Source organism: Corynebacterium suranareeae, assembly GCF_002355155.1.
GTDB classification, from domain to species: Bacteria; Actinomycetota; Actinomycetes; order Mycobacteriales; family Mycobacteriaceae; genus Corynebacterium; species Corynebacterium suranareeae.
Map to the genome: position 1 here is coordinate 2,207,055 of NZ_AP017369.1, position 13,191 is coordinate 2,220,245.

The 13,191-nt window shown below is 51.6% G+C and carries 12 protein-coding genes; 2 read left to right on the top strand and 10 right to left on the bottom strand.

Annotation, left to right across the window (positions count from 1 at the left end; translation table 11 throughout):
• Positions 1 to 51: 51 nt before the first annotated feature.
• From N24_RS10320 to dapB, 4 genes are all read right to left on the bottom strand, one after another.
• Entirely contained in the window at positions 52 to 2,181 is a 2,130-nt protein-coding gene (locus N24_RS10320) for a ribonuclease J (RefSeq protein ID WP_096456687.1), read from the bottom strand.
• Positions 2,182 to 2,183: 2 nt separating this feature from the next.
• Positions 2,184 to 3,089 (bottom strand): 4-hydroxy-tetrahydrodipicolinate synthase, encoded by a 906-nt coding sequence (dapA, locus tag N24_RS10325; RefSeq protein WP_096456689.1) that lies wholly within the window; start codon positions 3,087 to 3,089, stop codon positions 2,184 to 2,186.
• A 190-nt stretch (positions 3,090 to 3,279) separates the two neighbouring features.
• Positions 3,280 to 4,032 (bottom strand): FAD-dependent thymidylate synthase, encoded by a 753-nt coding sequence (gene thyX / locus N24_RS10330; RefSeq protein ID WP_096456691.1) that lies wholly within the window; start codon positions 4,030 to 4,032, stop codon positions 3,280 to 3,282.
• Between the two features lie 51 nt (positions 4,033 to 4,083).
• On the bottom strand, positions 4,084 to 4,830 hold the full coding sequence (gene dapB, locus N24_RS10335; protein WP_096456693.1) for a 4-hydroxy-tetrahydrodipicolinate reductase: 747 nt from the start codon (positions 4,828 to 4,830) through the stop codon (positions 4,084 to 4,086).
• Between the two features lie 203 nt (positions 4,831 to 5,033).
• On the opposite strand from dapB, the gene N24_RS10340 reads away from it, so the two are divergent.
• Positions 5,034 to 5,714 carry an AMIN-like domain-containing (lipo)protein gene (locus N24_RS10340; RefSeq protein WP_096456695.1) on the top strand — a complete coding sequence of 227 codons (681 nt, stop codon included), beginning with the start codon at positions 5,034 to 5,036 and terminating at the stop codon, positions 5,712 to 5,714.
• 65 nt (positions 5,715 to 5,779) lie between these two features.
• Here the strand turns inward: N24_RS10340 and N24_RS10345 are convergent, their stop codons facing one another.
• The 4 genes from N24_RS10345 to N24_RS10360 form a co-directional block, all read right to left on the bottom strand.
• Positions 5,780 to 8,041 (bottom strand): polyribonucleotide nucleotidyltransferase, encoded by a 2,262-nt coding sequence (locus N24_RS10345; RefSeq protein ID WP_096456697.1) that lies wholly within the window; start codon positions 8,039 to 8,041, stop codon positions 5,780 to 5,782.
• Between the two features lie 242 nt (positions 8,042 to 8,283).
• Entirely contained in the window at positions 8,284 to 8,553 is a 270-nt protein-coding gene (gene rpsO / locus N24_RS10350; RefSeq protein ID WP_003857482.1) for a 30S ribosomal protein S15, read from the bottom strand.
• A 158-nt stretch (positions 8,554 to 8,711) separates the two neighbouring features.
• Positions 8,712 to 9,662: a nucleoside hydrolase gene (locus N24_RS10355; RefSeq protein WP_096456699.1), complete on the bottom strand. Its 951-nt coding sequence runs from the start codon at positions 9,660 to 9,662 to the stop codon at positions 8,712 to 8,714.
• 49 nt (positions 9,663 to 9,711) lie between these two features.
• The gene (locus N24_RS10360) at positions 9,712 to 10,737 is read right to left on the bottom strand and encodes a bifunctional riboflavin kinase/FAD synthetase (protein ID WP_096456701.1); all 1,026 of its coding nucleotides are present in this window, start codon (positions 10,735 to 10,737) and stop codon (positions 9,712 to 9,714) included.
• 31 nt (positions 10,738 to 10,768) lie between these two features.
• Here N24_RS10360 and truB point away from each other — a divergent pair, with 31 nt between their 5' ends.
• On the top strand, positions 10,769 to 11,662 hold the full coding sequence (gene truB, locus N24_RS10365; protein ID WP_096456703.1) for a tRNA pseudouridine(55) synthase TruB: 894 nt from the start codon (positions 10,769 to 10,771) through the stop codon (positions 11,660 to 11,662).
• Between the two features lie 18 nt (positions 11,663 to 11,680).
• Here truB and N24_RS10370 read toward each other — a convergent pair whose 3' ends face one another.
• Together N24_RS10370 and N24_RS10375 are read right to left on the bottom strand one after the other, a co-directional pair.
• The gene (locus N24_RS10370; protein WP_096456706.1) at positions 11,681 to 12,334 is read right to left on the bottom strand and encodes a 4'-phosphopantetheinyl transferase family protein; all 654 of its coding nucleotides are present in this window, start codon (positions 12,332 to 12,334) and stop codon (positions 11,681 to 11,683) included.
• A complete protein-coding gene (locus N24_RS10375) occupies positions 12,324 to 13,130 on the bottom strand; it encodes a metallophosphoesterase family protein (protein ID WP_096456708.1) in 807 nt (268 codons plus the stop codon). Before N24_RS10375 ends, N24_RS10370 begins: the two co-directional genes overlap by 11 nt.
• Between the last annotated feature and the right edge of the window lie 61 nt (positions 13,131 to 13,191).

The following is a 13,191-nucleotide window of genomic DNA, read 5'->3' on the forward strand; positions in this document are numbered from 1 at the left end:
GGCACCGGTGGTGGGTGCTGTGGGCTCGTGGCGTCGAAAAGCGAAATGCTTTTACAGGGACTCGCGTGACGCGCGTACTTCGTCGTCGTCGATGTGCCTGGTCTCTGCCGTCATTGGGATAACGGTAGGCATGATGACTGGCTGGCGCTTCCACTTTTGCTCGACAAAGCGAGAAAGCTTGCGACGCATCTGCTGGACCATGCGGTAAGGATCGTTCTCGCCTTCGGCTGCAAGATCATTCATGGTGGTTTCGGCTAGCTCAGTAACCTCACCCATCATGGACTTAGCATCCTCGGAGAAACCGCTGGTCTGCACTGTTGGACGCTCTAGTAAGCGGCCAGTGCGGTTGTCGATGACCGCGGTGATCGAGATCAGACCGCCCTCACCAAGTGATGTACGGTCGGCCAGAATATCGGCGTCGATATCACCCATGGTGACACCGTCGACGTAAAGGTTACCGACTGGAATCTGGCCAACAACCTGGGCCCGACCATTAACCAGATCAACAACAACACCGTTTTGTGCAAGCACAACGTTATCGCGGTTAACGCCGGTAGAAATAGCCAGTTCCTTGTTGGCACGCAGGTGACGCCACTCGCCGTGAACAGGCATCGCGTTCTTAGGACGTGCAGCGTTGTACAGGAACAACAACTCGCCGGAGTAACCGTGACCTGAGGTGTGAACCTTAGCATCTCGACCGGTAACAACAGTGGCGCCAATCTGGGCCAGCATGTTGATAACACCGAATACTGCTTCCTCATTACCTGGAACCAGGGAGGATGACAGAATAATCAAGTCTCCATCACGGACTGTGATCTGGCGGTGCTCACGGCGTGCCATACGAGACAGCGCAGCCATAGGCTCGCCCTGGGTACCCGTGGTGATCAACATGACCTTGTGAGGAGCCATGCGGGAAGCATCATCCATAGAGATAATGGTTCCGCGAGGTGCTTTCAAGTAACCGAGTTTTTCAGCGATCTCCATGTTGCGGATCATGGAACGACCATTGAAGGCAACCTTACGGTTTGCGGCAACTGCGGCATCCACTGCTGCTTGCACGCGGTAAACATTAGATGCAAACGATGCAAGGATAACGCGCTGCTTTGCATCTCCAACCAAACGCTTCAGGGTTGGCGCGACATCGGCCTCAGAACCAGAAACACCAGGGGTGGTGGCGTTGGTGGAATCACACAGCATCAAATCCACGCCCTCGTCACCAAAGCGGGACAGTGCAGGAAGATCCGTTGGGCGTCCATCAGGTGGGGTTTGATCCAGCTTGATGTCACCGGTGTGGATGACCAATCCAGCAGGGGTCTTAATAGCTAGACCCAAGCAGTCTGGAATGGAGTGGTTGACAGCCCAGAAACGAATGTTGAAAGGTCCGCGATCCTCACTGGACTTTTCATTGACTTCAATCAACTTTGGACGCTGGCGGTGTTCTTTACACTTCGCAGCAATCAACGCCAAGGTGAAACGGGAAGCCAAAATTGGGATGTCATGGCGCAGCTTCAGCAGCCATGGGATAGCACCAATGTGGTCTTCGTGTCCGTGAGTAACCACCAAAGCATCCACGCGGTGCAGGTGATCTTCAATTGGTCCGAAGTCAGGAAGAATGAGATCAACACCTGGCTCGCCTGAAGATGGGAAAAGCACACCACAGTCCACGATGAGCAGACGGTTGTTGTACTCAAATACGGTCATGTTGCGACCGATTTCAGAAATACCACCCAGTGCGTAAATACGCAGGCCATTAGACGGTGCCTTTGGTGGCTCTGGCAGACGCTGAGTTAGATCTGCACCTTGCATGGATTTCACAACATTGCGACGTCCGCCACCACGGTTTCCACGGTTACCGCGGTTTCCACCGTTGTTGTTGGAACCCTCGTTAGCGTTTCCGGATCCACGACGTCCACGTCCTCCACGACGATTATTGGAGGAACGGTTGCGGTTGTTGTTACCTGACTTGGCATCACCAGACTCTTTGGCCTGTGAGCCTTGGGCCTGGGAACCTTGGGAAGAATCCCGATTGTCGTTTCCGGCGGTCTCAGCTTTTACAGTGCTCTGGTTAGAAGAAGCATCGGGTGCCTGAAAGACAGGGGTCTCCACATGGTTTTCCTGACCAGCCTCTGGTGGGCCCGCCTTGCGGGTAACCTTCCGGCCGCGATTTCGGGAATCATTCATATTTATAGAACTCCAGCTTTTTTCATATCTTCTCGGAGCGCCTCAATTTCCTGCTCATTTGGAGCAATAATTGGAAGTCGAGGGTCTCCTACGTTAATGCCCTGCAGGCGCAGAGCAGCTTTTGCCATGCTGACTCCACCCAAGCGACCTTGAGCAGCTACCAGCGATGATAGTTTGGCGTTGATTTCCCGCGCACGGACGAGGTCGCCTTCCTCGAAGCTTGTGTACAACTCACGTAATGCCGTGGGGGCTGCATGTCCAATAACGGAAATGAAACCTGATCCGCCCAAAGCAAGCCAAACAAGGTTTAAAGGATCATCGCCTGAATACCAAGCAAGTCCTGTTTCTTTGATCAATGGTGTGGCTGCAACGAGGTCACCCTTGGCGTCCTTGACCGCCATAATTGTAGGTAATTCACTCAGGCGTCTAATGGTATCAGACTCAATCTGAATACCCGAGCGTCCTGGGATGTCATACAAACAAATAGGAACCTCAGTTGCATTAGCAATCGCACCAAAGTGCGCCAGCAAACCTTCCTGGCTTGGCTTGGAGTAATAAGGAGTGACAACTAAAAGGCCATCCGCACCAGCAGATGCCGCAGCCTCTGCCAACTCGATGGAGGTACGCGTGTTGTTGGTTCCAACACCAGCGATGAGCTTCGCCCGATCCCCAACTTCTTCACGAACAGCCTTGAGCAGTTCTAGTTTTTCAGCAGCGGTTGTCGTTGGGGATTCACCAGTGGTGCCCGCGAGAACCAAAGAATCCAGACCTTTATCCACCAGATAAGCCGCGAGTTCGCGACCAGCGGCGATATCAATATCTCCGGATTCCGTGAATGGAGTAACCATTGCTACTCCAACGGTGCCGAAGTGCTCTACTCCGGTCTTAGCTGTTAAACCTGTGCTCATAGAGTCCAAGGTTACCTTCTTCCCTCATTTGGGGGTTAAACAACCCCGCGAAAAACTGAAATAACTGTCGCCTGCTTTACTTCTCATTTAAAGAAGACCTACAGAGGCGAACGATGTTTACTCATAGTTGTCCAGTTAAAAATGTTGACTTAACTATATGAATTTTTGCGCTCTTGGGTGCGAGCTTTTGTTAAAAGTCCATGACATATGGGCTTGTTGCCATCTGTGAACCATCTGCAAGTGTTTCAATTTCAAAATCACTAAACACGGTCGGTGCCGCTACCTGCAGCTTTCTTAAACATTCTACAGCTACTTCTCGGATTTCTACGTCTGCATGTTCGCTCGCACGCATGCCAATGAAATGTCTCCAAGTACGGAAATTTCCCGAGACTACGATTCGGGACTCAGTGGCATTGGGCAGCACTGCTCGCGCGGCTTGGCGAGCTTGCTTCTTTCGCAACAACGCATTGGGCTCATCCCCCAATTTTTCTTCCAAAGCATCAAGAAGTTCGTTGAATGCAAAACGAGACTCATCCATCGCGTGCATAAATAATTCACGCAACTGAGGGTCTTGATCAATAAGCTCAGGCACAACAACTTCCAATTGCCCACTATGAACAAAACGTTGGGATAGTTGGGAGAAGGAAAAGTGCCTATGGCGAACCAATTCGTGTGTAGCTGACCTGGAAATACCACGAATATACATTGTTGCGTGAGCGTGCTCTAGTAGTGCAGTATGCCCCACTTCCATGACGTGGCGAAGATAAGCTGCATTTGATGCAGTCCTCGGATTGGGTTTATCAAAAGTTTCATAACAAGCTCGGCCGGCAAACTCAATGAGTGCTTCTGAACCCTCTGCATCAGTTGACCATTCCACATCCGCAGGTGGAGTAAAAGAACTGCATGCAATCAACTCCACATTTAACTTAACTTGCTCGGCCACAGCCTACTAACGCTCCTTTTGAAAATTTTCGCTCACACAACTGACGGTGTTTTAAAGGTCGAGGTAGTGCTCAAGACCCACTACTAAACCTGGGTGCTGAGAAATACTACGGACACCAACCAGGACTCCTGGTGCGAAAGAATTGCGATCATAAGAATCTTGCTTAATGGTCAAGGTCTGGCCCTGGGTTCCAAAAATCACTTGTTCATGTGCCACCATTCCGGACATACGAACTGCATGCACAGGGATTCCGTCTACATCAGCTCCACGGGAGCCCTCAAGTGCCTGTTCAGTAGCGTCTGGCTGAGCATCCATTCCAGCTTCTTTACGAGCCTGTGCAATACCTTGCGCGGTGTGAATAGCAGTACCGGAAGGAGCGTCAAGCTTGTTCGGGTGATGCAGTTCAATAACCTCGGCGGATTCAAAGAATCGTGCTGCTTGCTTGGAAAAGACCATGGTTAACACGGCAGAGATAGCAAAATTGGGAGCAATCAGTACTCCCACATTTTCTTTATCGGCCAGCCATGACTGCACTTGGTTCAGGCGTTCATCATCAAAACCAGTGGTTCCTACCACGGCAGAAATGCCGTTGTTGATGCAAAATTCCAAATTGCCCATCACAGCGCTTGGTGTCGTGAAATCGACAACAACTTCTGCGCCTTTTTCTACTAGGAGGTCGAGCTGATCATCTACACCGATTTCAGCGACGAGTTCAAGATCATCTGCTTCATTGACTGCTGCCACGATAGTTTGACCAACGCGGCCCTTGGCTCCTAAAACGCCAACCTTGATTCCCATGATTCTCCTTAATGTTCTTTAGAGATACGTTTCTTTGATGTAAGAGTGTAAGACTTTCGCAAACGCTCACCAGTCTAGACGTTGGTGTTCTCACGCTGCTGATATCCATGCTTTAATCAACGAAAAGTTTCTTTTGCTAACGATTGATCATCGTTTTGACTCTTTTTAGCATTTACGTTGGCATACAGAACTAGGTTTGAATTATGAGACTTAAGTTGCCAACCATCGCCCGTTCCACTGGTATTTCTGTGGCGCTTCTAGTTTCCACGTCCCTGGCGCTAAGCGCGTGTGATGGAGGTAGTAGTGGGACCACGTCTTCGTCGAGTTCCGCCACCGTTGTTACAGAAACTGAAACTGCAGATCCTGTAACCGCCACACCTTCACCTTCTGAAAGTGCCCCCTCTCCCACCACTGCTGTAGATACCCCCACTAGTACTGCTCTCCCACCGTTGGGCTCTCCGACATTGGATCAGAAGCAACAAGATCCTGATGGTGAATTCGATATGTCTATTACCGGCATACGTGTGGCAGAGCATGAAAGTTTCACCAGGGTTGTTGTAGATATCGCTGGGGATAGCAAACCTGGATGGTGGGTGGATTGGACCACGGAGCCAGTGCAGCAAGCTTCTGGCCTTCCCGTTGATGTTACTGGTGATTCCTTCTTGGACCTTAATATCGAAGGAATTGGATATCCAGATCAGGTCGATGTCCCTGGTGTTGACAGCGGGTCTTTCGGGGGTGCAGGAATAGTGGAAGATATCAACCTAACCAGCATTTTTGAAGCCAGGGCTCAGATTTTAATTGGTGTATCAGGTGCACCCCGTAGCTATTCAGTGTCGCTGCTCCAAGAACCAACCAGAGTCGTTGTAGACATCGTCCACTAGTTGCATAAAGAAAAGTTGGCGCTAAAAACCAGTCTGGTTTTTAGCGCCAACTTAGCTATAGCTCTTTAGTCCTCGTCCACCACTGGGACAAGGGAAATCTTGCCACGGTTGTCGATATCAGCGATTTCAACCTGGATCTTCTCGCCGACCTTGACTACATCGTCGACCTTTTCCACTCGCTTGCCGTTGCCGAGCTTGGAGATGTGGACCAAGCCATCGCGTCCTGGAAGCAGGGAAACAAAGGCACCGAATGCGGTGGTCTTGACAACGGTTCCTAAGAAACGCTCGCCGACCTTTGGCAGTTGTGGGTTTGCCAAGGCATTGATCTTTTCGATCGCTGCTTCTGCGGATGGGCCATCGGCAGCTGAGATAAACACGGTGCCGTCATCTTCGATGGAGATGTTTGCGCCGGTCTCTTCGGTCAACGCGTTGATGTTCTTGCCCTTAGGTCCGATCAGTTCACCGATCTTTGCCACTGGGATCTTCACGGTGGTGATGCGTGGAGCGTGCTTGCTCATTTCATCTGGACCGTTGATGACATCAGCCATGGTGTTCAAGATGGTCAGGCGTGCATCGCGTGCCTGCTCCAGAGCATCAGAAAGCACCTTGGATGGGATGCCGTCAAGCTTGGTGTCTAGCTGCAGTGCGGTAATGAAATCTGCGGTGCCGGCAACCTTGAAGTCCATATCACCGAATGCGTCTTCTGCACCGAGAATATCGGTCAGTGCAACGTATTCAGTCTTGCCGTCGATTTCGCCGGAGACTAGTCCCATTGCGATACCTGCAACTGGTGCTTTTAGTGGCACACCAGCGTTGTACAGGGACAAGGTGGATGCGCACACAGAACCCATGGAGGTGGATCCGTTGGAGCCCAAAGCTTCAGAAACCTGGCGGATTGCGTATGGGAATTCCTCGCGAGAAGGAATAACTGGCAGCACAGCACGCTCTGCAAGTGCACCATGGCCGATTTCACGGCGCTTTGGTGAACCCACACGACCGGTCTCACCGGTGGAGTATGGAGGGAAGTTGTAGTGGTGCATGTAGCGCTTCGCTTCACCTGGAGCCAGGGAGTCGATTTGCTGTTCCATCTTCAACATATCCAAGGTGGTGACACCCAAGATCTGAGTTTCACCACGCTCGAAGAGGGAGGAGCCGTGAGCACGTGGAATAAGTTCAACTTCAACTGCCAGATCACGGATGTCGGTGACACCACGGCCGTCAATGCGGAAATGATCGGTCAGGATCATGCGACGCACGATGGCTTTCATGACAGCGTTGTATGCTGCACGGATTTCCTTGGACGCCTCAGCTGCTGAATCGTAGGAAGATTCAAACTTTGGCAGCAGATCAGCTTCGATCTCTTCCATGTATGCGTTGGTGGCGTCGTCGCGTTCCTGCTTTGCCTTGATGGTCAGCAAAGATGCTAGCTTCTTGGACACCTTGCGCTCCACTGCGGAGTACACCTCGTCGGTGTATGGCGGGAACAGAGGGAATTCCTTGGCTGCAGTGCCAACACGCTGTGCCAGACCTTCCTGCGCACGGCAGAGAATGTCAATGAATGGCTTAGCTGCTTCAAGGCCTTCAGAAACAATTTTCTCGGTTGGTGCTGGTGCACCGCCCTTGACGCGGTTGACAACGTTTTCAGAAGCGCCAGCTTCAACCATCATCACTGCAACGTCAGAGAAGGTCTTGTTGCCGCGCTTGCGCTCAACAAGACGTCCTGCCACGACAATTTCAAAGACAGACTGCTCGTGCTGAGCGTGGGTTGGGAATGCTACCCACTGGCCTTCTGGGTGCTTGTCATCAACAACCAGTGCCATGCGTACGCCACCAACAGCACCAGATACTGGCAGCCCGGAAATGCGGGTTGCTGCTGATGCACCGTTGATTGCTACAACATCGTAGTAGTCTTCTGGGTTCATGGACATAACCGTGACAACGATCTGAACCTCGTTGCGCAGACCTTTAACAAAGGTTGGGCGCAGCGGGCGGTCGATCAAACGGCAAGCCAAAATAGCTTCTGTGGATGGGCGGCCCTCACGTCGGAAGAAAGAGCCTGGGATGCGACCAGCTGCGTACATACGCTCTTCAACATCCACGGTCAGTGGGAAGAAGTCAAAGCCCTCGCGTGGCTGGTTGGATGCGGTGGTGGTTGCCAACAGCATCGTGTCATCGTCGAGGTAGGTGGTCACTGCACCATCTGCCTGGCGGGCAAGTTGGCCGGTTTCAAAACGGATGGTGCGGGTTCCGAAGTCACCATTGTCGATCGTTGCGACTGCCTCAATTAGGCCAAATTCGGTGTCTTCGAAGTACTTTACATCGCTCATATGCGAGTAGGTCTCCTCATGTTTAGTTCTGCTCGGCGATCATCGGTGTCGCCGCGAAGATTTCTGCGGTCTAGAACGCTAAAAATCCTACCAGCTCTAAGCAATTTTCCCCACTATCAGTTTTTACGCAACCTAACCTAGGTTTTATTCATCGAAATTTCTGCACCCAAACAATAGAAAAACCCACTGCTTAAAGCACGTAGCAAAAAGCAGCGGGTTTAAAAAGACTGGAAAAACCAGGCTTATCGACGCAGGCCGAGGCGTGCGATCAGATCACGGTAGCGATCAACGTTGTTGTCAGCCAGGTACTTCAGCAGACCACGACGACGACCAACAAGAAGAAGCAGACCACGACGGGAGTGGTGATCGTGCTTGTGGAACTTGAGGTGCTCGGTGAGGTTGTTGATGCGGTTGGTCAGAAGCGCGATCTGTGCTTCTGGGGAACCGGTGTCGGTCTCGTGGAGGCCGAACTCAGAAAGGATGGACTTCTTCTGCTCAGAAGTTAAAGCCATGGTGTCTCCTAAAAGTTATTTCAGTCCGCATGAAAATTTTCACTCTTCTTCACTAGGTAATACCCAGTAGAAGCGTGTACTTTCGCAACTGCTGCGGACCGCAGTCACAAAACCACCTTGGAAGCTTAACAGCACCAAAGATGGTTTGACAAAAATCGCTAAGCTTTGGCTGCAACTCGGCCGATGCGAGTCATGAATTCGTTCAAGAATCGATCGACATCCACCGCCACAGCTGCTCTGGAGGTGCGCACTGAGTCGTTGAGTCGGACTTCATCACCGATGGTTCGGCCTCGGGTTTCACCTTCGATATCTACTTTGAGGTTAATTGGCAGCAAGGTGACCAGGCTTGGATCAACAGCAACACCCACTGCTAGTGGATCATGCAGACCGCAACCACCTAAGTGAGGTGCTGTAGTTTCATATGCCTTGATGTAGTAGTCGGTCATGTCGGCAAGTGCGATTGCTGCTGGTGTTCCAAGTTCACGCCACTGTGCGGTGTGCTTTTTGGTCAGCAAGGTCTGGAGGGTGACGTCGAGACCAACCATGGTGACATCAGTACCGGAACGGAATAGATCATTTGCGGCGTCTGGGTCTTGGTTAATATTTGCCTCTGCCCACGGGCTGACGTTTCCAGGAACGGTTAGTGCTCCACCCATGATGACAACGTGAGCTTTGGAAGCAAAGGTTTCATCTTTGGCAATCGCAGCTGACAGGTTTGTCATCGGGCCGGTTGCAATGATGATCAAATCATCGCCGTAGGTATTGACAGAATCGATGAGGAAATCTACTGCACCTGGTTGCGCCGTGGACTTACCTGCTGGAATTTCAACTTCACCGATACCGTTTTGGCCGTGGATGAATGCGGAGATCTCTAGAACTTCAAAACCATCTTTGGTCTGGGCGTGTGGTTCACCTAGATAGACAGGTACTTCTGGGGCACCAAAGAGGTCTAGTAGAGCCAAGTCATTGTTTGCACCAGTTTCAAGCAAGACGTTTCCGTAGGTGGTAGTCACACCAATGAGCTCGAGCTCTGGTGAGCCAAGTGCATACGCAAGTGCTAGTGCATCGTCGATGCCGGTATCAATATCTAAAATCGCTTTTTTGCTCATGTGTTTTAAACCTTTCATATCAAGAAAATAGTAGGCTCCGGTGCGCGCCTTAAGCGCCTGGCTGGGTGTCGGCGTCGAGAAGCTCTTTGTCTTTTGCCAGTATTTCACGCGCTGCCAGCACGTCACGGGCCATCGCTTCTAAAAGCTCATCAACTCCGTTGAACTTGACCATGTCGCGCAAATGGCCGACAAATTCCACCATCACGTGATGGCCGTACAGATCGGCTTCTTCATCGAGGATGAAAGCTTCAACGCTGCGGCGTTCATCGCCGAAAGTGGGATTGGTGCCAACTGAAATCGCAGTGGGATAACGCACCCCTGGAACCATGGTGCCATCAATTTCACGGGAGATCTCCTTATCGATCTCCCGATCATCAGTGATGGTGAACCAACCTGCATAAACTCCATCGGCGGGCAGCGCGACAGACGTTGGAAGATACAGATTTGCGGTGGGATAGCCTAATTCTTTTCCGCCTCGTCCAGCACCTCGGACAACTTCACCGCGTACTGAATAACGGCGGCCAAGCGCCCAATTCGCACGCTCTACCTCGCCGCTATCTAAAAAGTCACGCACCAAAGTGGAGCAAATCCGTAAATCATCATCATGAAGCAATGGGGCGATTGTGACCTCGACGCCATATTTTTCACCGAGTTCACGCATGGTTGATTCAGTGCCTGCACCGTTAAACCCAAAAGTGAAGTTCTCCCCCACCACCACAGACCGCGCATGCAGTTTGTTGATGATCATCGTTTGGAAATAGTCTTCTGGACTTAACCCGGCTAGTTCCCTGGTGAAATCAATAACCAGTGCTGCGTCAATGCCACGTTCTGCTGCTAAATTGAGCCGAAAATCCAGCGGCGCCAAACGCGTTGGTTCTTTACCTGGCAAAAACACAGCTATCGGATGCGGATCAAAAGTCACCATCACGCACGGCACACCAAGTTCTTGGGCTTGCTTTTTGGCCTGCCCAATCAAACTTTGATGCCCTCGGTGGAGTCCATCAAAAACACCAATGGTTACTACTGATCCTTCAAGATCAGCCGGAACACTATCTAGTCCACTCCAAATATCCACCGTTTCAGACTACGGCATAGACTCAATGGACATGAACGCTCCCGCCCCTAAACCAGGACTCGTGATTGTAGACAAGCCCGCCGGAATGACCTCACATGATGTGGTCTCCAAACTACGCCGCGCTTTTTCTACCCGGAAAGTCGGCCACGCTGGCACCCTTGACCCCCTGGCAACCGGCGTATTAGTTGTCGGAATCGAGCGCGGCACCAGGTTCTTAGCGCACATGGTCGCCTCCACCAAGGCCTATGACGCCACAATTAGGCTCGGCGCCGCCACCACAACCGATGATGCTGAGGGAACTGAGATTTCCAACGCAGATGCCTCCAGGCTTGACCACGCTGCAATCCTCACCGAAATCGCCGCGCTCACCGGTGATATCATGCAAAAACCCACCAAAGTATCAGCCATTAAAATCGACGGAAAGCGCGCCCACGAACGCGTCCGTGACGGCGAAGACATAGACATCCCCGCCCGGCCTGTAACGGTGAGCACCTTTGAGGTTTTGGATCACCGGGTAGAGGGACAATTTTATGACTTAGATGTGCGCGTCCACTGCTCATCCGGCACCTACATCCGCGCGCTTGCACGCGACCTCGGCAACGCATTGCACGTCGGCGGGCACCTAACCGCGCTTAGGCGCACAGAAGTCGGGCCTTTTACGCTTGCCGACGCCACCCCCCTCTCCGAACTCCAAGAACACCCCACACTCTCCCTCAACCTCGATCAAGCCCTCACCCGCAGCTACCCCACCTTAGAAATCACCGAATCCGAAGGAATCGACCTTTCCATGGGCAAGTGGCTTGAACCTCGCGGACTCAAAGGTGTCCACGCTGCGGTAACACCATCCGGCAAGGCCATCGCGTTGATTGAAGAAAAAGGTAAACGCCTAGCCACCGTATTCGTCGCGCATCCAAATACGCTGTAGAAAGGAATTCGAGCGCTTTTAGGTGACTGCCGTGGCAGCAATAACATAGCCGTCGCGCAGCACCCACTTGCCAGAAATAAACGGCACGGGTGTTGGTCGAACCAACAGGTAAGACACAAAAGTGCCGTCATCCCGAAGATCGATCTCGGCTTGTTCAAAACCAAGCCACCGGTGCGTTAATGGGAACCACGCTTTGTACGTAGCTTCCTTTGCACAAAACAGCAGCCGATCAGCACAATGAATGCCACGTTCTTCTAAGCGTTTTAACTGAGGGATCTCCCCAACCCTTGCAATCGAGCCTAAAACATCCTTGGGCAAAGGTTCTGCAGGTTCGGCATCCAACCCCATGGAACGGACCAAAAGTCGAGGTGCGACGACCGCTGCCCTAAAACCATCCGTATGAGTTAAAGAACCAGATACCGACGACGGCCACAACGGCATCCCACGTTCCCCACGCAAAATAGGATCGCCACTATCACGCCCCAGCGCTTGCAATGCTTGATGTGCACACCAGCGAGCATCACCAAATTCAGCTTTTCTAATGTCCACCGAGTGCGCAACCAATGCTTTTTCCAAAGGATGCAGCTGATGGAAATGATCTAAATTAACAGCATCGCCCGTAGTCATGAAAGAAAACTTGGCTGAATTGGGGAACAATGACTCATCCAGCATGGTCCACCTCCATCACTGGATACGGCCAAACATGTTTCTTTGACCACTGCTCCCATTCACGGGGATACCCCAAGGACACCTCAATGTGCTTTACTCCATTGACATTGGTGACTCCGGGAATATGCAAGTGCCCATAAATTACTGCTTCCGCGTTATAGCGCTCAGCCCAGCCTCGCGTATGCCGGGTTCCACACCATAGTGCTAATTCTTGCCAGCGCATCTGAAAGGTTGGTTCAACCACCAAAGGCCAATGGTTGATCAAAATGGTTGGACCATTGATCTTGCTCAACCGTTTAATGGAATATGCCAAACGATCCCAACACCACGCACGGATATCTACAAACGGAGCGATGGAAAACTCATCTGTCATCATCACCTGGCGATCACGGGCAGCCTGAATGGCTTGCTCCACCGTAAAACCCGGGCGCCGGAAGGAATAGTCATACAACGTAAATAGCGGAACGATAGTTACTCCACCAAACGTCAGGTACGGATCTTCCGGAGTCAGCACATCGATCTTGCGACAGCCTTCAACTAACTCTGAATACTTGTCACGTCCCTGATAGCGATCCGCTGAACGCGAAAACAATTCATGGTTTCCAGGAACCCAAATTACCTTGGCAAAACGCCTACGCAACCGCGCTAAAATTTCGAGCACCAATTCAGTACGCTCCGCCACATCACCTGCAACAATGAGCCAATCAGAAGGGTCTCTCGGCTGAATGTTCTCTATAGGATCAGCGTTAGCTTTCACTGCAGCATGGAGATCAGAAACCGCCCACAGTGTTGTGGTCACCTGTCACCTCCACATAGTTTTGCCAAAAGTCTTTGTCCATTATGCCTGCAGTTCAGCACAT

Bases quoted from the DNA above. Each gene is read 5' to 3' on its own strand.
- N24_RS10320 (WP_096456687.1), bottom strand. From the start codon at position 2,181: ATGAATGATTCCCGAAATCGCGGCCGGAAGGTTACCCGCAAGGCGGGC.
- dapA (WP_096456689.1), bottom strand. From the start codon at position 3,089: ATGAGCACAGGTTTAACAGCTAAGACCGGAGTAGAGCACTTCGGCACC.
- dapB (WP_096456693.1), bottom strand. From the start codon at position 4,830: ATGGGAATCAAGGTTGGCGTTTTAGGAGCCAAGGGCCGCGTTGGTCAA.
- N24_RS10340 (WP_096456695.1), top strand. From the start codon at position 5,034: ATGAGACTTAAGTTGCCAACCATCGCCCGTTCCACTGGTATTTCTGTG.
- N24_RS10345 (WP_096456697.1), bottom strand. From the start codon at position 8,041: ATGAGCGATGTAAAGTACTTCGAAGACACCGAATTTGGCCTAATTGAG.
- rpsO (WP_003857482.1), bottom strand. From the start codon at position 8,553: ATGGCTTTAACTTCTGAGCAGAAGAAGTCCATCCTTTCTGAGTTCGGC.
- N24_RS10355 (WP_096456699.1), bottom strand. From the start codon at position 9,662: ATGAGCAAAAAAGCGATTTTAGATATTGATACCGGCATCGACGATGCA.
- truB (WP_096456703.1), top strand. From the start codon at position 10,769: ATGAACGCTCCCGCCCCTAAACCAGGACTCGTGATTGTAGACAAGCCC.
- N24_RS10370 (WP_096456706.1), bottom strand. From the start codon at position 12,334: ATGCTGGATGAGTCATTGTTCCCCAATTCAGCCAAGTTTTCTTTCATG.